This is a genomic window from Pseudoduganella aquatica (assembly GCF_020865585.1).
In the GTDB taxonomy this organism is placed as follows: domain Bacteria; phylum Pseudomonadota; class Gammaproteobacteria; order Burkholderiales; family Burkholderiaceae_D; genus Rugamonas; species Rugamonas aquatica_A.
In genome coordinates this window covers 3,156,402-3,177,750 of sequence record NZ_CP086370.1, presented here as the reverse complement: position 1 = coordinate 3,177,750, position 21,349 = coordinate 3,156,402, and the positions used below count along the sequence as shown (strand labels likewise).

General features: G+C 65.6%; 21 protein-coding genes. 7 read left to right on the top strand and 14 right to left on the bottom strand.

Features of this window, described 5'->3' with window-relative positions:
• Positions 1–16: 16 nt before the first annotated feature.
• The 7 genes from KT882_RS14220 to KT882_RS14190 all read right to left on the bottom strand — a co-directional run bounded on the left by KT882_RS14220 (position 17) and on the right by KT882_RS14190 (position 6,248).
• Positions 17–598 carry a hypothetical protein gene (locus KT882_RS14220; protein WP_161074259.1) on the bottom strand — a complete coding sequence of 194 codons (582 nt, stop codon included), beginning with the start codon at positions 596–598 and terminating at the stop codon, positions 17–19.
• A 145-nt stretch (positions 599–743) separates the two neighbouring features.
• The gene (locus KT882_RS14215) at positions 744–953 is read right to left on the bottom strand and encodes a DUF7661 family protein (RefSeq protein WP_161074260.1); all 210 of its coding nucleotides are present in this window, start codon (positions 951–953) and stop codon (positions 744–746) included.
• A 7-nt stretch (positions 954–960) separates the two neighbouring features.
• Positions 961–1,617, bottom strand: coding sequence for a DUF6928 family protein (locus tag KT882_RS14210; protein ID WP_228896281.1), 657 nt, complete (start codon positions 1,615–1,617; stop codon positions 961–963).
• On the bottom strand, positions 1,618–2,019 hold the full coding sequence (locus KT882_RS14205; RefSeq protein ID WP_228896279.1) for a nuclear transport factor 2 family protein: 402 nt from the start codon (positions 2,017–2,019) through the stop codon (positions 1,618–1,620).
• A gap of 114 nt (positions 2,020–2,133) precedes the next feature.
• On the bottom strand, positions 2,134–2,631 hold the full coding sequence (locus KT882_RS14200) for a YfbM family protein (protein ID WP_161074263.1): 498 nt from the start codon (positions 2,629–2,631) through the stop codon (positions 2,134–2,136).
• 84 nt (positions 2,632–2,715) lie between these two features.
• A complete protein-coding gene (locus KT882_RS14195) occupies positions 2,716–4,095 on the bottom strand; it encodes a reverse transcriptase family protein (protein WP_228896277.1) in 1,380 nt (459 codons plus the stop codon).
• Between the two features lie 221 nt (positions 4,096–4,316).
• On the bottom strand, positions 4,317–6,248 hold the full coding sequence (locus KT882_RS14190; protein ID WP_228896275.1) for a CocE/NonD family hydrolase: 1,932 nt from the start codon (positions 6,246–6,248) through the stop codon (positions 4,317–4,319).
• Positions 6,249–6,415: 167 nt separating this feature from the next.
• Between KT882_RS14190 and KT882_RS14185 the strand changes: the two genes are divergently transcribed.
• The 5 genes from KT882_RS14185 (at position 6,416) to KT882_RS14165 (ending at position 11,088) form a co-directional block, all read left to right on the top strand.
• The gene (locus tag KT882_RS14185; protein ID WP_161074266.1) at positions 6,416–6,817 is read left to right on the top strand and encodes a YXWGXW repeat-containing protein; all 402 of its coding nucleotides are present in this window, start codon (positions 6,416–6,418) and stop codon (positions 6,815–6,817) included.
• Positions 6,818–7,032: 215 nt separating this feature from the next.
• Positions 7,033–8,061 (top strand): tryptophan--tRNA ligase, encoded by a 1,029-nt coding sequence (gene trpS / locus KT882_RS14180; protein ID WP_161074267.1) that lies wholly within the window; start codon positions 7,033–7,035, stop codon positions 8,059–8,061.
• Between the two features lie 120 nt (positions 8,062–8,181).
• Positions 8,182–8,496 (top strand): DUF1294 domain-containing protein, encoded by a 315-nt coding sequence (locus KT882_RS14175; protein WP_321170366.1) that lies wholly within the window; start codon positions 8,182–8,184, stop codon positions 8,494–8,496.
• A 4-nt stretch (positions 8,497–8,500) separates the two neighbouring features.
• Positions 8,501–10,051: an ATP-dependent nuclease gene (locus KT882_RS14170; RefSeq protein WP_161074268.1), complete on the top strand. Its 1,551-nt coding sequence runs from the start codon at positions 8,501–8,503 to the stop codon at positions 10,049–10,051.
• An 83-nt stretch (positions 10,052–10,134) separates the two neighbouring features.
• Positions 10,135–11,088, top strand: coding sequence for a DMT family transporter (locus KT882_RS14165; protein ID WP_161074269.1), 954 nt, complete (start codon positions 10,135–10,137; stop codon positions 11,086–11,088).
• A 5-nt stretch (positions 11,089–11,093) separates the two neighbouring features.
• On the opposite strand, the gene KT882_RS14160 is transcribed toward KT882_RS14165, so the two are convergent.
• The 3 genes from KT882_RS14160 to KT882_RS14150 all read right to left on the bottom strand — a co-directional run bounded on the left by KT882_RS14160 (position 11,094) and on the right by KT882_RS14150 (position 13,462).
• A complete protein-coding gene (locus tag KT882_RS14160) occupies positions 11,094–11,708 on the bottom strand; it encodes an LON peptidase substrate-binding domain-containing protein (protein ID WP_161074270.1) in 615 nt (204 codons plus the stop codon).
• A gap of 146 nt (positions 11,709–11,854) precedes the next feature.
• Positions 11,855–12,148 carry an H-NS histone family protein gene (locus tag KT882_RS14155; RefSeq protein WP_161074271.1) on the bottom strand — a complete coding sequence of 98 codons (294 nt, stop codon included), beginning with the start codon at positions 12,146–12,148 and terminating at the stop codon, positions 11,855–11,857.
• Between the two features lie 165 nt (positions 12,149–12,313).
• The gene (locus KT882_RS14150; protein WP_228896273.1) at positions 12,314–13,462 is read right to left on the bottom strand and encodes a PepSY-associated TM helix domain-containing protein; all 1,149 of its coding nucleotides are present in this window, start codon (positions 13,460–13,462) and stop codon (positions 12,314–12,316) included.
• Positions 13,463–13,595: 133 nt separating this feature from the next.
• Here KT882_RS14150 and KT882_RS14145 point away from each other — a divergent pair, with 133 nt between their 5' ends.
• Positions 13,596–14,444, top strand: a complete 849-nt coding sequence (locus tag KT882_RS14145) for an aldo/keto reductase (protein WP_161074273.1) — start codon at positions 13,596–13,598, stop codon at positions 14,442–14,444.
• Between the two features lie 11 nt (positions 14,445–14,455).
• Here the strand turns inward: KT882_RS14145 and KT882_RS14140 are convergent, their stop codons facing one another.
• Genes KT882_RS14140 through KT882_RS14125 form a run of 4 tightly spaced genes read right to left on the bottom strand, consistent with a single transcriptional unit; the run spans position 14,456 to position 20,329 of the window.
• Positions 14,456–15,379 (bottom strand): LysR family transcriptional regulator, encoded by a 924-nt coding sequence (locus tag KT882_RS14140; protein ID WP_161074274.1) that lies wholly within the window; start codon positions 15,377–15,379, stop codon positions 14,456–14,458.
• Entirely contained in the window at positions 15,379–17,688 is a 2,310-nt protein-coding gene (locus KT882_RS14135) for a GAF domain-containing protein (RefSeq protein ID WP_228896271.1), read from the bottom strand. The genes KT882_RS14140 and KT882_RS14135 overlap by 1 nt, the downstream gene beginning before the upstream one ends.
• On the bottom strand, positions 17,685–18,137 hold the full coding sequence (locus KT882_RS14130; RefSeq protein WP_228896268.1) for a hypothetical protein: 453 nt from the start codon (positions 18,135–18,137) through the stop codon (positions 17,685–17,687). The genes KT882_RS14135 and KT882_RS14130 overlap by 4 nt, the downstream gene beginning before the upstream one ends.
• Before the next feature lie 47 nt (positions 18,138–18,184).
• On the bottom strand, positions 18,185–20,329 hold the full coding sequence (locus KT882_RS14125; protein ID WP_228896266.1) for a TonB-dependent receptor plug domain-containing protein: 2,145 nt from the start codon (positions 20,327–20,329) through the stop codon (positions 18,185–18,187).
• A gap of 164 nt (positions 20,330–20,493) precedes the next feature.
• Here KT882_RS14125 and asd point away from each other — a divergent pair, with 164 nt between their 5' ends.
• Positions 20,494–21,339, top strand: coding sequence for an archaetidylserine decarboxylase (gene asd, locus KT882_RS14120; protein ID WP_228896265.1), 846 nt, complete (start codon positions 20,494–20,496; stop codon positions 21,337–21,339).
• Positions 21,340–21,349: the final 10 nt, after the last annotated feature.

Here is a 21,349-nt window from a genome sequence, read left to right as displayed (position 1 = left end):
TCGAGCGCGGTGGCAATCAATCATCCGTCAAGCAGTCTTCCATGCGGCGGTGCTTGGGCAGGCGGCGCTCGGGCTGGATAGTGGCTTTGTGGTGCACATGCTGGACCAGGGTAAGCGTGGTTTGCAGCGCGTCGCTCATGGTGCGGGCGGCGGCGGCCATGGCGTCGAGCGGCGAGGCGGCCACCGGGCGCGACTCCAGCGCGTTGCGCAGCTTGATGGCCTGCACCCACTGTTTTTCACCATGCAGCTTGACCCAGAATTCGCGCCAGGCGTTGCGGCCCGGCCCCATCAGCATCAGCGTGAGCTGGTGCGGCGATAGCGGCCTGCCTTGGTAAAGCAGCTCCTCGCCGACAACGTGGGCGTAGTGGCAAAGGCCTTCGTGCTGTATGCGCAGGCCGCTCCCGCTTGGCAGGAATAGAGATTTCCATTGGTAGCCGCTAACCGGCTCCGCAGCCTTGCGCTGCGCGGCGATCCAGTCCTGAATGGCGTGGCTGATTGCCTCGGACGCAGAGAGCGTGCTGCCCGATGTGCGCAGGTAATCGGCCAGCATGCGATAGGCGGCGGGTGGTATCCCTGCGGGGTGCGTCTGTAGAATCATTCTCTTTCCCCTTTCTCTTCTTGTCTCTTTTTGTCTCTTCCTGTCTCTTGGACAGCAGGAGACAAAAAGAGTTCAAAAGAGACAAAAAGAGAACGCCGGAAGAGAAGGTTTCTACAGAGGGACTTCAATCAGACAAGGGCACCTCTTACGCCATCAATTCTATACTTTGACCGAACCCGGCCAGCTCATGAAAAATATCGTCGAGGTAGATGGCGATTTCGTCTTCCGCCAATGTGGGCGGGATGACGATTTCCTCCATCGGCACGCGCTTGCCGAAATCCAGGCGGTAGACTTCCCACTCCTCGCCCACGCGGCGCACATCAATCTGGAACCGGCCGTAGATGTTGAACTTCATTTGCTGATTACTTTGCGCGCCATCCGAAGCGCCACCAGGATTTTCTTCGTTTGAAGCGCATGAGCGGTATCGATTCCGGCTGCAGATGCGTCGGATCGATCATACCTTCCAGCTGATAACCGAACAGCGACAGCAGCGCGGCCTCGCCCATGTCCAACGGATGAAAGACGAAGGGGTAGTCAGCAGCATCCTCTTCAGAATCGACAGCCGGATGCTCTCCGTCCCAATACGGTGCCTCAAAAGACTGCCTTTCGCCGATATCCTCCAGTACGCCACTATCCGGAGAAAGGCTCAGCGACCGCTGCAATTTTCCGTCTGCCCATACGGCATAGGCAAACCAGTCAACCACGCTATGCATCGCGTGCAGATAAACCCCATGTCCCGGCATCGCCTCAAGAAATTTGGCCGGAAGCCTTGATGGGTAGTCAATGCCGAATTCCTTGGCCGCCACCACAGTCAGTCCCGGAAAACATCCCACGACCAGCACATCATCCGCCGGGCAGGTAGAGGACAAGTCCCCGTCACCTAATGGTTCCAGCCTCTCAGACACGAACAGCCGCTTCGCCAGCGCAATGGTGGCGTCACGGTCCAGCACAGGACTGCCCATCAATATCTCAACAGGATTCCCTTTGCTGTACACCAGCATCCAGGTCTTCGCCCCCATTCACTCAGCCTTCTTCGGAGGACGGATGCCGGTGTACTGCGCGGACACCAGCTTCCATTTGCCGTCCTTCAGTTGCGCCACATAGCTTGCGCGCATGGCGAAGCTGCGGGCCTGGCCTTCCGCGCTCATGGTGTAGTTGAGCTTTGCCAGCACCACGGCGGTATCGCCCAGCACCCGCACCATCGGCTCGGTGACCGTCAGTTGCGGCGAGGCGCGCTTCTGATCGGGCGCATAGAAGGACAGCATCTTCTCGCGGCTGTCCACTTCGCCCGCAGGCGACACTTCGACATAGTTATCGGCAGTGGTAGCCTGCAGCGTAGCCTGGTCGAAATCCCGCTGCGCCTCGGCATGGCGCTGCACCAGTTCGACCAGCGCGGGATTACCCGCATCAGGTGCGGCCAAGGCACTGCCGGTGCACGCCAGCGCAACGGCCAGACATTGAAAAAGGAAACGCGGTTTGCTCAGGTAGCTTTTCTGCATATACATCCTTGTTCTGATTGAATTAAACGGCGCGGACTAGCTAAGCCACAGTATCGCGCCATGTCCCTTGGCGGCCGTGTCGCGGTAGAAGGTTCGCAGGCTGCGATAGTTTTGCACGATGTAGTCCAGCGCGGCGTCGCCGTCGCTGGCCAGGCTGTCGCTCAGATAGACCTCTGCCGCCACCATGGAATCTGGCGCGTAGCGGGCCGTGAAGGCATCCTCGTCGATGGCGTCCAGCGCCGCCGCCACGCTGCGCACCTGGCCGGGCGCCAGCACGCGGGCCGGCCCCATGCCCATGTCCTCGCCCAGCTCCGTGCCGCCCAGGATGGACCAGCCAGCCGTCGGCGCCGTGTCGACCGCGCTCCCCGTCAGCATGAAGTGGATGCAGTGCCATGCCTTGTCCAGATCCACGAAATCCGCGTCCTCGCCATGACCATCCGGCGGATAAATCACCGCCGCAACATCATCCGGATTGGCCTGCAAGCGGGCCATGGTCACGTCGTCGACACCGGCCAGATAAGCTATCATCCCCATCGTTCTCTCCGTTGAAAAATATGCAAGCAGGATAACAGGCGGCGGCGCACAAAAATGCGCACATTCTCACACTACGCTAAAGGTTCAAGCTGCCCACGCGATTGCGTCCATCAGGCTCTGCAGCCTGCTGGCACGGGCCGCATTCACCATCTTCACGTAGGAGATTCTGCCTGCAAGATAGGCGTGAAAATCCGGACGGCGGTCGCGGTTCTGGGATGCGGGGCCGTGACGCACGCAGTTGGTCAGCGTGGCTTTGAGCTTGTCGTATTCGTCGCGGGCGATGTTGGGGTGGGCGTTCACCACGACGCCCGTCACCTGCTGCCGCGCCCCTGCGCGCATCAGGCGCGTTTTGCGCGTGTTCACGCGGAAGCCTTCTTCCAGGGCGATTGCGGCGACCTGGATGTGGAAGCGGTCCGCAGCCCGCGCAAACGCCGGGCCGCCGGAGAATGCCAGGTCGTCCGCATAGCGGCTGTACGCGCCGCCCAGCGACTCCGCCAGCGCCGCGAGCCGGATGTCGAGACGGTAGGCGCACAGATTGGCCAGCGCGGGCGAGCAAGGGGAACCCTGCGGCAGATGGGGAGACTTCAGCGCCTGGCGCTCGCTCCAGGACAGCGAATCTCCGTCGGGCGTGCTGCGAAAGGCGCCAAGCGGCGTGCGGTTGACGCAGATGCGGGCCAGCGTTCCCGCCGTTTTATACGGATAGCCCAGCTTTTCAAACAGCGCATGGACCCGCGACAGCTGTATGCTTGGGAAGAAGTCCTTCAGGTCCATGCGCACCACCGCGTGCTGCCCAGCGTGCTGCGCCGCGTGCGTGACGCAGGAGTGGCCGCGCCGGAAGCCATGCGCGGCCGGGTGCGGCGGCACCAGGTCCAGTATCTCGCGCAGGATTTTCTGCTGGATGCGCCGCAGCCGCGCCTTCGGTATTTCTATCAGCCGCACGCCGCCGCTGCGCTTGGGCACCCAGCGATAGTGGTAGTGCTGGAGCGGCGATTGCCCGTCGCGCGCAAGCCGCCATTGGTCGGCGAACCAGTCCAGCGCCCCCACCGGCTCATTCAGCCAGGCCGCCAGCGCGGCGGCGTTAGCCAGTTCCGGCAGCGCCAATGCGGCAAGCCACTCGGGTTTGGGCGGGCGCACCGGCGGATCGACGCAGTAGCGGCGCACCGCGGGCAGCGCTATCGGCTCCGGCAACGCAAAGTCTTCGGCATCGTCGCCATCCTGGCCATCAGCGCCCGGGCCGCCGCGCCCATGGCCTATGCACTCCAGCAGCAAACCGGCCAGCTCGTGACGGCTGTAGTAATGGAAGTGTTCACCCGTCCGCGCGATGAGTGCCTCGCACACAGCGGGCACCCACGGCGGCTCAGCGTCGAATACCCGGTGGCATGCGGCGGTCAGGCTGGCCAGGCTGCCGTCCGTGGCCAGCGCCATATCGGCCAGCGCCAGCACGGTATGTTGTTTGATATTCATGCGCGGCGTAGGGGCGGAGATCCTTCAACGAGTCTCGTGATGCGTGGGCTGTCTTGCGCGGAAGCGCAACGCGGCCCAGGCGGCGAAGTACTGAACAATCAATGTCCCACGGGGTAGCCCCGTAGAGGCTGTCCCTGCACGAGGCAGTGACAGGCCGGCTTGAAGGAGTCCGCCCCGCCCACACAGTAGGGCAATTTTGCACAAAGGTCAACACAACAGCACTAGCGCGCCTCCACCACCGGCAACTCGATCGCGCTGGCCGAACCGGGCGCGTGGTAGATGCGCTGCGTGGCCTTGATATAGTCCGACGGCTGCGCATGGAAGATGTTCGGCACGAAGCGCTGCGGGTTGCGGTCGTACAGCGGGAACCAGCTGGACTGGATCTGCACCATCACGCGGTGGCCCTTCAGGAACACGTGGTTCACGTTCGGCAGCGCGTAGCGGTAGCGCTCCACCTTGTTGGCCGGGATGGCCTCGGCGTGCTCCAAGCTGTTGCGGTAGCGGCCGCGGAAGATGTCCATCGCAATGCCCTGCTGGTAGCCGCCCAGCTCCGGCTGCGACGCCATCTCGTCCGGATACACGTCGATCAGCTTGACCACCCAGTCGGCGTCGGTGCCGCTGGTGGCCGCGTACAGGTTCACCATGGGCTGGCCGGACAGCTGCAGCGGCGCGGCCAGCGGCTCGGTCACATAGGTCAGCACGTCCGGGCGGTCGGACACGAAACGCTGGTCGCTCACCAGCCACGGCTTCCACACGTTCTCGTCGTGCATGCGCACCGGGCGCGGCACGAAGGGCACCGGCTTGGCCGGGTCGGACACGTATTCGTCATAGGCCGCGCCGGCCTTGGGCGCGTCGAAGCCGAGCTTGTAGCCGTCCTGCAGATAGATGGCCTTGGACGCGGCCGGACAGCCGCTGGCGCAGGACTGCGGCCAGGTGCTCAAACGCTGCCAGCGGTTGGTGCCGGTCTGGTAGCTCAGCACCGGCGGCGTGTCGGCCACCGGCGCGCCGTCCTTCAGGTACTGGTTGAAGAAGGGCTGCATCACATTGCGGCGGAACTCCAGCGCGGTGTCGCCGGTGAACTTGATGGCGCCCAGGCTGGAGCCGTCGTAGTTCACGCCGCTGTGCCGCCATGGGCCGATCACCAGGAAGTTCAGCTTGTTGTCCTTGTCCTGCGGCTCCATGGCGGCGTAGGCCGCGTAGGGGCCGTAGATGTCCTCCTGGTCCCACTGCCCCACGATGTGCATGGTCGGCACGCTCAGCTTGCGCGCGCCCACCAGCTTGTCGATGGCCTGGTGCTGCCAGTAGCTGTCGTAGGCCGGGTGCTCGAACAGCTTTTTCGTGTAGGGCAGCTGGTCCAGGCCGAATTTTTTCGCGTAGCCGCCCGCCGAGCCGGCGCGCAGCAGGCCCTCGTAGTCGTCGTAGACGCCGCTGGCCGGCGCCTCGCCGCGCCCCTTGACCGAGGTCTGGCCGCCGATGTACGGCAGGCTGGGCATGCGGAAGGCGCCGTTGTGGAACCAGTCGTCGCCGCGCCAGCCGTCCACCATGGCGCTCATGGGCGCGGCCGCCTTCAGCGCCGGGTGCGGGTCCATCAGCGCCATCATGACGGTGAAGCCCTCGTAGGAGGAACCCACCATGCCCACCTTGCCGTTGGTCTCCGGCACGTTCTTGGTCAGCCACTCGATGGTGTCCCAGGCGTCCGTGGCGTGGTCTATCCTGGTGTTGTTGAGCGGGCCGCTGAGCGGGCGCGTCATCACATACTCGCCCTCGGAGCCGTATTTGCCGCGCACGTCCTGGAACACGCGGATATAGCCCTCGTCGATAAAGGTCTCGTCGCCCTGCGGCAAGGTGGCGCGGATGCTGGGGCTGGCGTTGCGCTGGGCGCGGCGCGCCGCGTTGTACGGCGTGCGGGTCAGCATGATGGGCGCATTCTTCGTGCCCTTGGGCATCACGATCACCGTGTACAGCTTCACGCCGTCGCGCATGGGCACCATCACCACTTTTTTCACATAGTCCGCATTGTCTGCCGGGGCGGCCAGGCTGGCCGGGATATCGGGCGCCATGGGCGGCGTTTGCGCCAGCGCGGACGAGATGAGCAGGGTCAGCGCGGCCAGGGCCGGCAGCTTCAGGGCGGTGCGGGTATGCGATGTGCGCATGGGTAAAGTCTCCGTGTTGTGCTGCGGGCCATGGTAGACAACTGCTTGCCATCACGCAATGCCGCGTTTGTAACGCAAGTTTGCACGGCTATGCGCGGCGCCGCACAGAAGCCAGGGCAGAGCCGGCTTACAGTAGAGCCACAACCAACAGAACGAGGAGTGCCATCATGAAAAAACTGCTGATCGCCGCCGCCATGGCCGCCACGCTGGGCGGCGCCGCCGCCCCGTCCTTCGCCGATGTGGTCGTGGTGCGCACCGCGCCGCCGCCGCCGCGCCATGAAGTGGTGCCGCACGCCCGCCACGGCTACACCTGGGTGGCCGGCCACTGGGACTGGAACGGCCGCCGCAACGTCTGGATCAAGGGCACCTGGGTGCGCGACCGCAACGGCTATGTCTACCGTCCCACCGCCTGGGAACAGCGCGACGGCCGCTGGGTGGTCGAGCGCGGCGGCTGGCAGCGCGGCGACCGCGACCATGACGGCGTGCCCAACCGCGTCGACCGCGACCGCGACGGCGACGGCGTGCCCAACCGCCGCGACGACAGTCCCAACAATCCGAACCGCCATTAAGCGGCCCCCGCCGCCGCCCACCTTGACAGGGCGGCGGCAAACTGCAACCATACGGGCATGAAATTTTTCCAACCACATCGCACCTGCCTGAATTGGTGGCCCCGCTGACCTAGCGCGGCCACTGCACAGTGATGTGAGTACTTAGACAACGCCGCCTTCGCAGGGTGGCGTTTTTCTTGGCGCATCGTGCGGGGGCAACAGCCCGAGGAAGCCGTATGAACCAGCCCGCAACGCCCGCCACCGCCACCCCGTCCGTGATCCTGACCGGCGACCGCCCCACCGGTCCGCTGCACCTGGGCCACTACGTGGGCAGCTTGCGCAACCGCGTGACCTACCAGCACGACTACCAGCAGTTCATCATGCTGGCCGACTCCCAGGCCCTGACCGACAACATGGAAGACACCGGCAAGGTGCACCGCAACGTGGTCGAAGTGGCGCTGGACTACCTGGCAGTGGGCATCGACCCGGCCAAGTCCACCATTTTGATCCAGTCGCAAATCCCCGAGCTGGCCGAGCTGACCTTCTACTACCTGAACATGGTCACCGTGGCGCGCCTGGAGCGCAACCCGACCGTCAAGCAGGAAATCGTGCTGCGCGGCTTCGAGCGCGACATCCCGGCCGGCTTCCTGACCTACCCGGCCAGCCAGGCCGCCGACATCTCGGCCTTCAAGGCCACCCTGGTGCCGGTGGGCGAGGACCAGATCCCGATGATCGAGCAGACCAACGAGATCGTGCGCAAGTTCAACCGCCTGGCCAACCGCGACATCCTGGTCGAGTGCAAGGCCCTGGTGCCGGAAATCGGCCGCCTGCCCGGCATCGACGGCAAGGCCAAGATGAGCAAATCGCTGGGCAACACCATCAACCTGGGCGCCTCCGCCGAGGAAATCACCGCCGCCGTGAAAAAGGTCTACACCGACCCGCTGCACCTGCGCGTGCAGGACCCCGGCCACCTGGAAGGCAACGTCGCCTTCATCTACCTGGACGCCTTCGACCCGGAAAAAGCGGCGCTGGAAGAAATGAAAGCGCATTATGTGCGCGGCGGCCTGGGCGACAGCGTGGTCAAGAAGCGCCTGGAAGTGGTGCTGCAGGAGATGCTGGCCCCGATCCGCGCCCGCCGCGAGGAGTTCGCCAAGGACAAGGGCCAGGTCATGCAGATCCTCAAGGAAGGCACGGCCAAGGCGCGCGAAGTGGCCGCCAGGACCGCAGACGAAGTCAAGGCCGCCTTGGGCCTGAGCTACTTCTAAGCTCCGGCGCCGCGTGACACCGCCCGCCCCGCGCAGGACCCGGCCCGCCAAGGCCCGGCCCCAGCCCCGGGGCCGGGCGCCGCGCCGCCGCACGCTGCGGGCGCCGCCGCCTATCTCGCCATCGGCGTCCTCGCCCTGCTCTACCTGGCCGCCATCCTGCTGTGGCGCCTGCCCGCCTGGCCGGCCCTGCTGTACGGGGGCGCCAGCGCGGTCTGCTTCATCTTCTACGCCATCGACAAGGCCGCCGCCAGGGCGGGCCGCCGGCGCACGCCGGAAAGCACGCTGCTGCTGCTCGGCCTGTGCTGCGGCTGGCCCGGCGCCGTCCTGGCCCAGCAATGGCTGCGCCACAAGTCCAGCAAGACCTCCTTCCAGCTGGCCTTCTGGGCCACCGTGGCCGCCAACCTGGCCGCCTTCTGCTGGCTGGCCCAACGCTGAATCCATGGACAACGCGCTCGCCGGCAAATTCATCCGCCTGCTCGAATACCGGGCCATCCGCAAGCTGGGGCTGACCCGGGACGGCCTGCAAACCCGCCGCCTGCATCCGAAAACCATCAATATCTTTGCCGGCCCCAACGGCGCCGGCAAATCCACGCTGCTCGACGCCATCGCCATTGCCGGCCACCCCGCGAAAATGGCCAGCCTGCGGCGCAACCAGCCGCCCACCGGCGTGGATGCCCGCATCCGCCTGATCTTCGCCAACCAGTCCGAGCTGTCGTTGGACCTGCGCTACAACTCGCAGGTCGCCCAGAACGCCGACTTCGCCGCCTCCTACGCCGTGCTGGGCGTGTACACCAGGAACGAGGCGGAACCCTGGCGCGGCCCGCGCAAGGTCGGCCAGGACATCGCCCGCGGCGCCGACCTCCAGCCCTTCGCGGACCGCCTGGCCGACTCCCGGGTGCAGGTGTGCGACATCGGCCCGGCCGGGGCCGCGCAGCTCGCCGGCGCCGACATTGCCGCCGAACTGCAGCGCCTGAGCGGCGAACTCACCGGCCTGCACGCGTCCAGGCCCATCGGCCACGGCCCGGACGGCTACGTGCTCGCCTTCGCGGACGACCCCGCCGCCCTCAACACCGTGCAAGCCGAGCACATGCCCTCCGGCTGGATGCACCTGGCCGGCCTGCTGGCGCAGCTGCGCCGGGCGCCGGAAGGCAGCATCTGCCTGATCGAAGAGCCGGAAACCCATCTGCACGCCTCGCTGCAGCGCACCCTGGCCCGCTGCATGGGCGAGATCGCGTCGCAGCGCACCCTGCAGCTGTTCATGTCCACCCACTCCAGCGTGCTGCTCAACGACAAGCTCTGGCCCGCCGGCACCGCCTTCTTCAGCGTGGACGGCGACGTCGCGCGCGAAACCGCGCTCGGCAGCGCCATGCTGGACCTGCTGGGCGTAAAAGGCAGCGACCTGCTGCAATCGAACGGCGTGCTCTGGGTCGAAGGGCCGTCCGACCGCCTGTACTTCAACGCCCTGCTGGCCGAACTGCAACTGCAGCAGTACGGCGCCCTCCGCTACCGCGAGAACGTGCACTACAGCTTCAGCCTGTTCGGCGGCGCCTGCATCAGCCACTTCGGCGCCGCCGCCGAGGCCGACGTGGACGGCCTGATCAACGTCATCCGCATCAACCGCAACGCCGCCATCGCCATCGACCGCGACGCCGACTTCGGCATGGACGGCTACGGCAGCCTCTACCCCGTCAACGGCGCCGGCCGCACCAAGCAGCGCCTGCTGGCGGAAATCTACCGCGACGGCCAGGGCGGCAACGCCGCTTACCTGGGCGACCGCTACACCATCGAGTGCTATCTGCCGTCCGCCCTGGCGCACAAATACCTGGACCCCGCGTCCGGCTACAGCAAGGTGCGCAGCGGCGTCACCAAAGTCTGGCTGGCGCGCCACGCGGTGGACACGCCCGGCCTGATGGCGCGCATGCTGGCCGCGCACGGCGACCTGCGGCAAGGCATGCAGCGCCTGCTGAATGCCATCGCCGCCTGGAACTAGGCGCCGGCGCCATGCAAGGCGCGCTTCCCGCGCCGCCCCATGCTGTGCGACACTGTCGCCCTTGCAACAAGGAATACTTAACGATGTGGAATGGTGTACTGTGCGGCCTGCTGGCCGGGGCCATGTGGGGCATGGTGTTTATCGTGCCGGAATTGCTGTCGGCCTTCTCGCCGGTGGAGATGGCGGTGGGCCGCTACGTCGCCTACGGTGCCATCGCGCTGGGGCTGATGCTGCCGCGCCTGGGCTCGCTGTACGCGCGCCTGGACCGCGCCGACTACGCGGCGCTGGTGCGCCACGCGCTGTCGGGCAACATCGTCTACTACATGCTGCTCGCGCTCGGCGTGAAGCTGGCCGGCGTGGCGCCCACCTCCTTGATTATCGGCGTGCTGCCGATCTCGGTCACTCTGATGGGCCGCAAGGACCACGGCGCCCTGCCGCTGCGCCAGCTGGCGCTGCCGCTGCTGGTGGCCGCGGCCGGCATCGCCTGCATCAATGTGGACGTGTTCCTGCACGCCGGCTCGGCCGGCCACCCGGTCTGGCAGACCCTGCTGGGCGTGCTGTGCGCCGCAGGCGCGCTGCTGTGCTGGAGCTGGTACACGCTGGACAACGCGCGCTATCTGAAGCGCAACCCGCACTTCAGCAGCGCGGAATGGTCGGCCCTGTACGGCCTCTCGAGCGGCCTGATCGCGCTGCTGATCGGCCTGGCCGCGCTGGCGGTGTGGCATGGCGACGTGCTGGGCGCGGCCGGCCAGGCCAGCGGACGCGACTGGCTCGTGTTCTGGATCACCAACACCCTGCTGGCCCTGGGCGCCTCGGTGATCGGCAACCACTTGTGGAATATCGCCAGCCGGCGCGTGCCCGTCACGCTGTCCGGCCAGCTGATCCTGTTCGAGACCCTGTTCGCCCTGCTGTACGGCTTTATCTACAAGCAGCAGTGGCCGCGTCCGCTGGAAACGGCCGCCATCGTGCTGCTGGCGGCGGGCGTGATGTGGTCGGTGCGCGTGCACGCGCTGGAGGACGAGGTCACCCCGCCCTGACGGTCCTAGTCCAGCAGGCCGCTTTCGCACAGCACGTCCTGCACCAGCTCCAGGCGCAGCACCGGATTCTGCTCGGCCATCAGCAGCTGCTTGCGGTTGGGCGTCATGCGCAGCAGTTCGCACCAGCGGTTGGCCACCCAGCCGGAGTCGTCCAGCTTGTAGGGCGGCAGCAGCGGCATCTGGGTCGACGGCAACTGGCGTTTTTGCAGCGAACGGATCACCGCCGCCAGCGCGTCGGCCACGTTCTTCTGCTCCTCGGGCACCGGCACGTCCAGGTCCGGCGCCAGCATCTCCACCTCCCCCATCCACAAGCCGTGCTTGAGCTGGGAAGCGGACTGGATGCGGAAGCGCTGGGTGCCGACGCAGGTCAGCTTCAGCAGGCCGGACAGCGGAGAGGTCCAGTCCACAATGCGCGCCATGGTGCCCACCTCGGTCAGTTCCTCGTGCTGCTCGGGGCGCTGGATTTCGCTGCCTGAAGCCAGCGCCACCACGCCGAACTCCTCGGAGCGGGCAATGCACTTCTTGATCAGGTCGAGATAGCGGACTTCGAATACCTGCAGGGGCAAGTGTCCGTCAGGAAAGAGTACTGTATTAAGCGGAAATAACGGTATCGAAGGCATCCCGCCATGATCGCACAATAAGGTCATGCCGCCGAGCAAATTCCAGTGCCTGCGGCGGAACGTGCGGGCGGTGTGGCGCAGGCCCTACGCCCAAATGAAAATATCCGGACTGGCCGGATATTTTTTTGCAACGAATTCGCTGGTGTTTATTTAATCAGGAACTCTTCTTTGCTTTTACCTTCCAGCCATTTCGGTGCGCGGCCACGGCCGGTCCAGCTTTGGCCGGTGGCTGGGTCGCGGTATTTCATAGGAACAGGAGCGCGTGGCTTGCTCACTTTTGCAGGTTTGGCCGTACCAGCCAGGTCAGCCAGCGACAGACCATGCTCGCGCATGATGGCGGCGATTTTTTCTTTAGCCGAATTCAGTTCCTCGCGGCGAACGGATTCCGCCAGATTTTGCAGTTCAGCGATTTTTGCCTGGTATTCCTGATAAGTGGTCATGACTCAACTCTTCCTTGATGGTTGATAAGAGACTCCCCCAAAAACGCAGCCCCTGGTGAACACGGTGACATTTCGTGAGAATTCAAGACCGCAATTTACCACAAGAGCGCAGGGATATTCTAGTTAAATGTGAAACTCCCCGCAAACTTGTATCGTCCAAACTAATTATTTTTTGCGCCGCAGTCGCCAGGTAGTAATACCGGTAATAAAGAACAGGGCCGGCAGCAAGCCCGCCAGCGCCAACAGCCATTTGACGGCGGTGCCGCCCAACTGGCCCGAATGCAGGGGAAACAGCGCGGCCAGAAAACGGTCGCCGGCCTTGCCGGATAATGGATCGATGGCTTCCAGGACTTTACCGCTGCGCATATCGATGTAAATACGCAGCGTGCCGGTGCGCTGCCAGTCGTCGGCCCGCACCAGGCGTGCAATGTATAGACCTTTATCGGGCTGGCGGGAAATACCGGCCATGGTGGCGCCGCCCTGCAAATACGGCGCGGCTATTGCCTGCGCTTCGCCCCAGCTAATAGCACTTTCGTCTTTTTTCAGCGCCGGCCTGGCGATACTGCGGCGTTCCGCGCCCACATCGGCAATCCGCGCCACCATGCCTCCCACTACTTCCGGCAAACCGTTGTAAAAACCCGTCAACGCCAGCAGCAGCAAAGGCAGCGCCGCCAGCAAACCGATGGAACGGTGCAAATCATAATGGCTGCGGTAAGCAGATTGATTCAATTTAATCCGCAAGGCGCGCCGCCACTGGCGTTTAAGCGGCCATGCCAGATAAAGCCCGACCGCCAACAGCAGCGCGATGGCCGCGCCGATATAACCCTGGGCAAGGCGGCCCGATTTACCCTGGAACATATTCAAATGCCAGGTCTGCACCATCGGCATCCAATATTGCGCCCCCAGGCCGATGGCGGACCGGTCGCGGCTGCCCAGCAGCGCGCCGGTGCACGCGTCCAGCATGGCCTCGCCCGTTTCCATGCCCGGCGCCTTGAACGTCACGCGCAGGCTGCCGCCCTCGTGGCGCGGCAGGAACACGCCGCCCACTTTGGCCTTGGTCCACTGCGCCTGCACGGCTTGCGCGGCCGCGTCCACGCCCAGCGGCGCGGCGCACGCGGAGGCGCTATGGAACAGGTGGGGATTCAGGGCTGCGTCGATATCATGCTCGAAGACCAGCAAGGCGCCGCTCAAGCCCATCAGCACGAACAGCAGGCCCAGCGTCAGCCCTGCCCAGCGGTGCAGCCAGACCAGGGCGGGCTTGAAGGAAATGCGGCGTTGCGCTGATACGGGTGTTGCTGCTGCGGTGAGGGACATAATCTGGCGCGATGATACGGAAGGGTGCATCATAGCATTAGAATGAGAATGGGTCTCAATTACAAATTACATACACACTTCGCGGAATGGCGACTGATGCCATAATGGAAAGATTCACAATCTGGAGCTGCAAATGAAGAATGTGGTTTTATTGTCCGGCAAGGCCGTTCCCGCTTTAGGCCAGGGCACCTGGAATATGGGCGAAGACCCCACCTATCGCGCGCACGAGGTGGCGGCGCTGCAACTGGGCATGGACCTGGGCATGACGCTGATCGACACGGCAGAAATGTATGCCGACGGCGCCAGCGAGGAAGTGGTTGGCGAGGCCATCGCCGGGCGGCGCGAGCTGGCCTTTTTGGTGAGCAAGGTCTACCCGCACAACGCCACCCGGGCCGGCGTGGTGGCGGCCTGCGAGCGCAGCCTGAAGCGGCTGAAGGTGGAGCAGATCGACCTCTACCTGCTGCACTGGCGCGGCTCGGTGCCGCTGGAGGAAACGCTGGCCGGCTTCGCGGCCCTGCGCGAGGCGGGCAAGATAGGCGCATACGGCGTCAGCAATTTCGACCTGGCCGATATGCGCGAGGCGCGCGCCCTGCCCGGCGGCGCCGATATCGCCGTCAACCAGGTGCTGTACAACCTCGCCAAGCGCGGCATCGAATGGGATCTGCTGCCCTGGTCGCAGCAGCAGCAAGTGCCGCTGATGGCGTATTCGCCGCTGGAATCTAACCCGCACGAGCAGCGCGCCATGCTGGAGAACCGCAGCTTGCAAACCGTGGCGCGCCGCCACGGCGCAACGCCGGCGCAGATCGCGCTGGCCTGGCTGCTGCGCCAGGACGGCGTGATCGTCATCCCCAAGGCCGCCAATCCGGACCATATCCGCCAGAACCGCGCCGCGCTCGACATCGCCCTCAGCCCGGAGGACCTGGCCGACCTGGACCAGGGTTATCCCCTTCCCCGCCGCAACAGCCCGCTGGCCATGCGCTGAACGCCGGCCGGCTAAATCGCCGGGCAGCCGCCGGATTTGTATTTGCAGTGGCGGGCCACGACGGCGCGGATAATGCTGACCAGCTGGCAGGCGGCCGGCCCCGGCCGCTCCGTGTTGGCGATAATCAGCGACAGCGACAGCTTGCGCTTCTGCCCCACGCGCAGCCGCAGCGGCTGCAGCAGGCCGGAGGCGAGCTGGCTCTGGATCTTGTGCGTGGCCATCCACGCGAAGCCCAGGCCGGCGCACACCATCTCGGTGCGGGTGGCCGGGCTGGTGACGGTCCAGCGCTGCGCCGTGTTGAGCCAGCCGAAATCGCGCGTGGACGCCACGCCGCCGTCGCGCACGACGATGTGCAGATGGCGCTCCAGGTCGTCCTCGTTCAGGTCGCGGCCCAGGCCGTGCAGCGGGTGGCTGGGATGGGCCACGGCCAGGAACTCGATGTCCAGCAGCGCGTCGCCGAGGAAGCCGCTGGGCACATAGTTGGCGATCACCACGTCGGCGCGCTTTTCGCGCAGCACGTCGTCCGAGGCCGACAAGATGGTTTCCTCCAGGTTCACCCGCGTATGCCGCGCCAGGGGCTCGAACTCCTGCAGGATCTGGATCAGCAGCTCGCTGGGAAACAGGCTGTCGACCGCGAAGCGCAGCTCGGACTCCCAGCCCTCGTTCAGGCTGGCCGCCAGCTCCTCCAGCTGGAAGGCGTCGTCCAGCAGCTCGCGCGCCTTGCGCAGCAGGGTTTCGCCGTTGCGCGTGAGCTTGGCGCGCCGGCCGTCGATTTCCAGCAGCTCGATGCCAAGCTGCTCCTGCAGCTTGGCCACCATATAGCTGACCGAGGACTGGCTGCGGTGCAGCGCCTCGGCCGCCTGCGCATAGCCGCCGCACTCCACGATGGCCTGCAGCACCCGCCACTGCTCCAGCGTACTGCGCGGGATTTTCATTATTTGCTTTGCATGATGTAGGTGCCGTCCCAGTCGTCCGGCGGCGGCTCGGCGGCCAGGCGCTGGCAGCGCTCCACATACATGGCGGCGGCCTTGTCGCCCGGGTTCAGCGCCAGCACTTCCTCGAACAGCTTGCGCGCCGCCGCCCATTTGCGCTGGCGGTAGTTGATCAGGCCGTTGCGGAACAAGCCCATGGCGTCGATCAGGTTGGGATAGCTGTCCTCGCTGTGGTAGTCCAGCACCTCGTAGACCGAGACCGGCTTGGTCTTGCCCTGCACCACCACGCAGTCCAGCTCGCGCATGCGATACGTGCCGCGCAGCGCGCGGTAGGTGAACTCGCTGATCAGGATGTGCGCGCCGTACTGTTTGCAGGCCGACTCCAGCCGCGCGGCCAGGTTCACGCCGTCGCCGATAATGGTGTAGTCCATGCGCTTCTTGGAGCCGATATTGCCCGACACCACCTGGTCCGTGTTCAGGCCGATGCCGATATCCACCGCCAGCTTGCCGTCGCGCACGCGCAGCTGGTTCCAGGCGCGCAGCTCGCGCATCATGGCGATGGCGGTGCGCACCGCGCGGTCCGGGTCGTCCTCGTGCGCCACGGGGATGCCGAAGGCGGCCATGATGGCGTCGCCGATGAATTTGTCCAGCATGCCTTCTTCGCGCTGGATGCAGTCCACCATCATGGTGAAGTACTCGTTGAGCAGCGCCACCGTGCCCTGCGCGCCCAGCTGCTCGGTAATGGTGGTGAAGCTACGCACGTCCGAGAACAGCACCGTGGCGTTGACGTTTTTCCCGCCCAGCATTTCGGCGCCGTTGGCCACCATCTGGTCCGCGATGCCGGGGTCCATATAGCGCGACATGGTGGCCTTGAGCCGCTTTTCGCTGGAGATATCCTCCAGCATCAGCATCCAGCCGATGCGTTTTTTCTCCACCGACAGCAGCGGCTGCACGTTGAAGTTGACCGAGATGGTGTCCTCGCCCACCATCAGCGGCGCGTCCATCAAATGGCCGGCGACCTGGTTTTCCTCCACCAGGCGCAGCTTGTCCAGCACCCAGGCGTTGGCGCCGCCGAAGAACTCGGCCGCCGGCCGGCCCAGCAGCTCGGCGGGCGAGGCGCGCAGGATGCGCAGGCCGGCCGCGTTGCAGGTGACGATCTTCTCCTGCCCGTCCAGCGTGATCACGCCGCTGGACATGGATTCCAGCATGGCCTCGTTGTAGTTCTTCATCTGCTGCACGTCGGCAAACAGCTTGGCGTTCTCCAGCGCGATGGAAATCTGCGCCGTGAACGCGCGCAGGCGCGACTCGTCCTCGGCGCTGAAGGGGCCGCCGCGCTTGTTGAGCACCTGCGTCACGCCTATGGTCTTGCCGTGCTTGTTGACGATGGGTACGCACAGGATGGAGCGCGTGAAGAAGCCGGTGCGCTTGTCGAAAGCCGGGTTGAAGCGCAGGTCGGCGTAGGCGTAGGGGATGTTGATGGTCTTGCCGGAGCTGAACACCGCGCCCGCGATGCCGGCCGTGTTGGGCAGGCGTATCTGCATCGACTCCAGGCCCTGGCCCACTTCGGACCACAGCTCGCCGGTTTTCTCGTCGTTCAGGAACAAGGTGGAGCGCTCGGCGCTGAGCAGGCGCGTGGCCTCGCCCATCACGCGCTGCAGCAGCGAGCCGAGCTTGATGTCGGCCGTCACTTCGGACACCACGTCGATGAATTCCATCTCCTGGCGCCGCACCTTCTTCATGCTCTCCAGGAAGCGCGCGCTTTGCAGCGCCAGGGTGCCCTGCGTGGTGAGCGCCGCCAGCAGTTCCAGGTCCTTGGGCGTGAAATGGCCGCGCTGCTTGTTCAACGTCTGCGACACGCCGATGATCTCGCCCTTGAACGTGCGGATGGGCACGCACAGGATGTTGCGGGTGACAAAGCCGGTCTGCTCGTCGATGGCGCGGTTGAAGCGCGGGTCGGCGTAGGCGTCGGCGATCACCAGCGGCTCGCCGGTGGTGAACACATGGCCGGCAATGCCGGACGTGTTCAGGAAGCGGATTTCGCGCTGGGTCTCACCCTGGGCCACGCGCGAGAACAGCTCGTTGGTTTCCGGGTCGTTCAGGAACAGCGTGCCGCGCTCGGCGTCCAGCTCCTCGGTGGTGACTTCCACCAGCGCGGTCAGGATCTCGTCCAGGGTGTCGTAGGCGGCCATGCGGCGTGACACTTCCAGCAGCAGCTCGGCCATGCGCAGGCGGGACTGGGCGCCGGCCGCGGCGCGCAGACTGGCGGCCGGCTTGGCATCCGTTCTGCCACCGCCCTTGGTCATATCATTCATGCGGCGTGGCTTTCCAGGGCGAGGCGCAGGGCGCGTATGGTGTCGTGCAGCTGCTGCACCTCGGCGCGCTGGGCGCTGATCTGCTGCTGGTTCAGGCTGGCGTACTCGGCGTGCACGCGCTCCAGCTCCTCGCGCAGCACCGTCACGGTGTCACGCAGCTGGGCGATTTCGGCAATGGCGCTCGTGAGCGCGGCCTTGACGGCGATGTCGCGCTCGCCGTGCGCCTGCTCCAGCGCGTCGCGCAGCGACATCACGGTGGCGCGGATCTGCTGGGTTTCGTTGTGGGCTGCGGCAAGCGCGTCCTGCACCTGGCGCTGGCGGTCGTGCTGGGACTGCTCCAGCTCTGCGCGCAGCACAACGACGGTGCGCTGCAGGTCGCGCACTTCGGACTGGGCCAGGCTCAGGGCGTCCGGCTCGGCAAAGATGGTGTTGGTCGCGCGTTGGGTCATACCTTTATCATACCACCCGCTCTTGCGGCGGAGAACTGCCCCGCGTCTTACAATTTCCACTCCAGGCCGGCGCGGAACTGGGCCGCGCCCGGCGCCAGCGAGTTGCGGCGCAGGCTGCCGGCGGCGTCGCTGTAGGTGTTTTCCTCCAGGTAGTCCTCCGCCAGCGCGCTGACGACGGACAGCCGCAGCGCGTGTTTGGGCGTGAATTTGTGCAGCCAGTACATTTCCAGGTCGCGCTTGACGGTGACGAAGCTGCTTTGGGCGGCGCTGATGCGCATCACGCCGCCGCGCTTGAAGACGAAGCTGGCGCCGGCGCTTTCCATCGTGTCGGCCGATTTGTAGTCGAAGCCCAGCGTGGCCGACAGCGGCAGCTGCTGGTTCAGGCGGTTGTACGGCCCCGGCACCGCGTCCACCCGCGACCAGTTGCGGCTGACGCTGGCGCGCAGGTCCAGCGCCTGCGCCGTCCGCATCAGCGCCTTGAGCGGAACCTTGGCCTCCAGCTCCACGCCGCGCGCCACCGCGCTGCCGTCGTTGATGCTGGTCTGCACCCAGCGGCCGTTCTCCAGCAGCAGCGTCTGGCGCGTGTAGTCGGTGATGCGGCGCGCAAAGCCGCTTGCACTCAGCAAGGCGGTGTCGGCCCAGTAGTGCTCGTAGGACAGGTCCAGGCCCAGCGCCAGCTCAGGCTTCAGGCCGGGATCGCCCCGGAAATCGGGGGTGGTCTGGCTGTTGTTATTGGCCAGGAAGCGGCGCGGTATCAGCTGCGTGGTGGCCGGCGCCTTGTAGGTGCGGGTGAGCGCCAGGCGCAGCTGGTCCTTGGTGTCGGGAATTTTCCACAGCGCCTGGAACAACGGGCTGAACACGCTGCTGCGGTTGCGCACCGGGGCGAAGCCGGTGCCCTCGCTGCCGGTCTCCAGTCCCTCCCAGCGCAGCCCTGCGTAGACGGACAGGCGCGGCGTAGCGGCCCATTCGTCCTGCAGGAACAGCGCCAGGCGCCGCACGTCGGCGTCGAAGTCCTCATCCATATTGGCCGGCCGCTTGCCCGCCAGCCCCACTTCGCGCTGGCCACGGAAGTCCGCGCGGCGGCTGTCGGCCCCGTCCCAGCCCATGGACAGGGCGTGGCCGTCGGCCAGCGGCATGGCGTACTTGCCGGTGACAGTGTAGCCGTGCTCCCTGGACAGGATATCGACGCGGCGGTCCAGCCCCGGCACGCCGTGGCTGGCGCCGGTCTGGCGCGTGGCGTTGCTGTTGCGGTTGGCGTTCAGGCCCAGCTTGGTGTCCAGCTTGCCGCCGCCGGCCAGCTTGTGCACCCAGGTCAGGTCGGTGCGGTAGAAGTCATTCCGGGCGCGGACAAGGTTGGCCGTGCCGTCGAAGTCCTGCGGCGGGCCGAACACGGTGGCGATGTCCACGGTGGCCACCACGCGGTAGCGGTTGGTGGCGAGAAAGGACTGCGAGGTCAGCGTGTCGCCGTTGGCCAGGTTCCAGTTCAGGCGCGGCGCCAGGTTGATGTACTCCATCCGGCCCACCTCGTTGGAATCGGCGTCGCGCAGCAGGCTGGCGCGGCCCTGCGCGTCGCCTCCGTGGTCCTGGATCAGCTTAAGCCAGTGGAAGTTCAGGCGGTTGGCCGACAGCACGGTGGAATAGGAAAAATTGCCGTCGCGGTCGGACAGGGTGTAGACCCCGTTGCCCTGCGAGAAATCCTTGCCCTTCCCCGCCAGCGCCTTGATCTCCCGCTGCGCCGTCCGCACCGCTTTCCTCAGCACGATGTTGATGGTGCCCGCAATGGCCTGGGTGCTGAACTCGGCGCTCGCGGCGCGCATGATCTCCACCCGTTCGATGGCGTCCGGCGACAGCTGGTCCACGGAGAAGCCCGCCGGGGCGCGCTCGCCGTTGAGCAGGATCTGCGTGTAGCCGTTGCCCAAGCCGCGCAGGCGGATGTCGGTGCTGCCGCGCCCGCCCGCCACGGTCACGCCCGGAAGGCGCTTGAGCACATCGGCGATATTGCTGTCGCCGTAGCGCAGGATTTCCTCGCTGTTGACGATGATTTTGCTGGCCGTATCGTCGCGCCGCGCGTCGTACTCCGCGCCGGAGGCCCTCACCTCCACTTTCTGTATATCCTTGCCTTCCTTGGACGCTTCTGCGGCGCACGCGCTCCACGCGGCAGCCACCGCAGCGGCAGCGAGCGTGAGTTTCATTGCAGTATGAAAGCGAGGCATGGCGACGGCGTAAGTTTGCAAAAAAGACTACAGTCTCGCATAATTGCTTGTTGTTGGGAAATAGTTTGCATCGCCGATTTTCTCCCCAGGGCGCGGCGCACCGTTATAATGCGTATTCGTCTATATTGATAGGTGTGATAACTGTGTCCGACCGTCTTGCCGTACTCCCGCAATACCTGCTGCCCAAGGGCGCGCTGACCAATTTCGCGGGCCGCGTGGCCGGCGCGAAGGGCGGCGCCATGACTACCCGTTTGATACGCTGGTTTGTCGGCCGCTATGACGTGAACATGGCCGAAGCGGCCAATCCGGACATCGCCAGCTACCACTCCTTCAACGAGTTCTTCACGCGCGCGCTGCGCCCCGGCGCGCGGCCGCTGGCGGACGCCGACTTTATCTGCCCGGTGGACGGCCGCATCAGCCAGTTCGGCACCATCGAGGACGACCAGATTTTCCAGGCCAAGGGCCACAAGTTCAGCACCACCGCGCTGGTGGGCGGCGACAAGGAACTGGCCGCGCAATTCCAGCACGGCAGCTTTGCCAACCTCTACCTGAGCCCGCGCGACTACCACCGCATCCACATGCCCTGCGACGGCAAGCTCACGCGCATGATCTACGTGCCGGGCGAGCTGTTCTCGGTCAATCCGACCACCGCGCGCGGCATCCCCGGCCTGTTCGCCCGCAACGAGCGCGTGGTGTGCGTGTTCGACACCGCCAGCGGCCCCTTCGTCATGACGCTGGTGGGCGCCACCATCGTCGGCAGCATGGCCACCGTGTGGCACGGCGTGGTCAACCCGCCGCGCCACAGCAGCGTTCAGGAATGGACCTATGCCGACCAGAACATCGTGCTGAAAAAAGGCGACGAACTGGGCCGCTTCCTGCTGGGCTCGACCGTCGTGATGCTCTTCCCCAAGGACAAGCTGCACTTCAACGACAGCTGGCAGCCGGCCGGGCCGGTGCGGCTGGGCGAAACGATGGCCAACCTTAAATAAGACTGTTGAA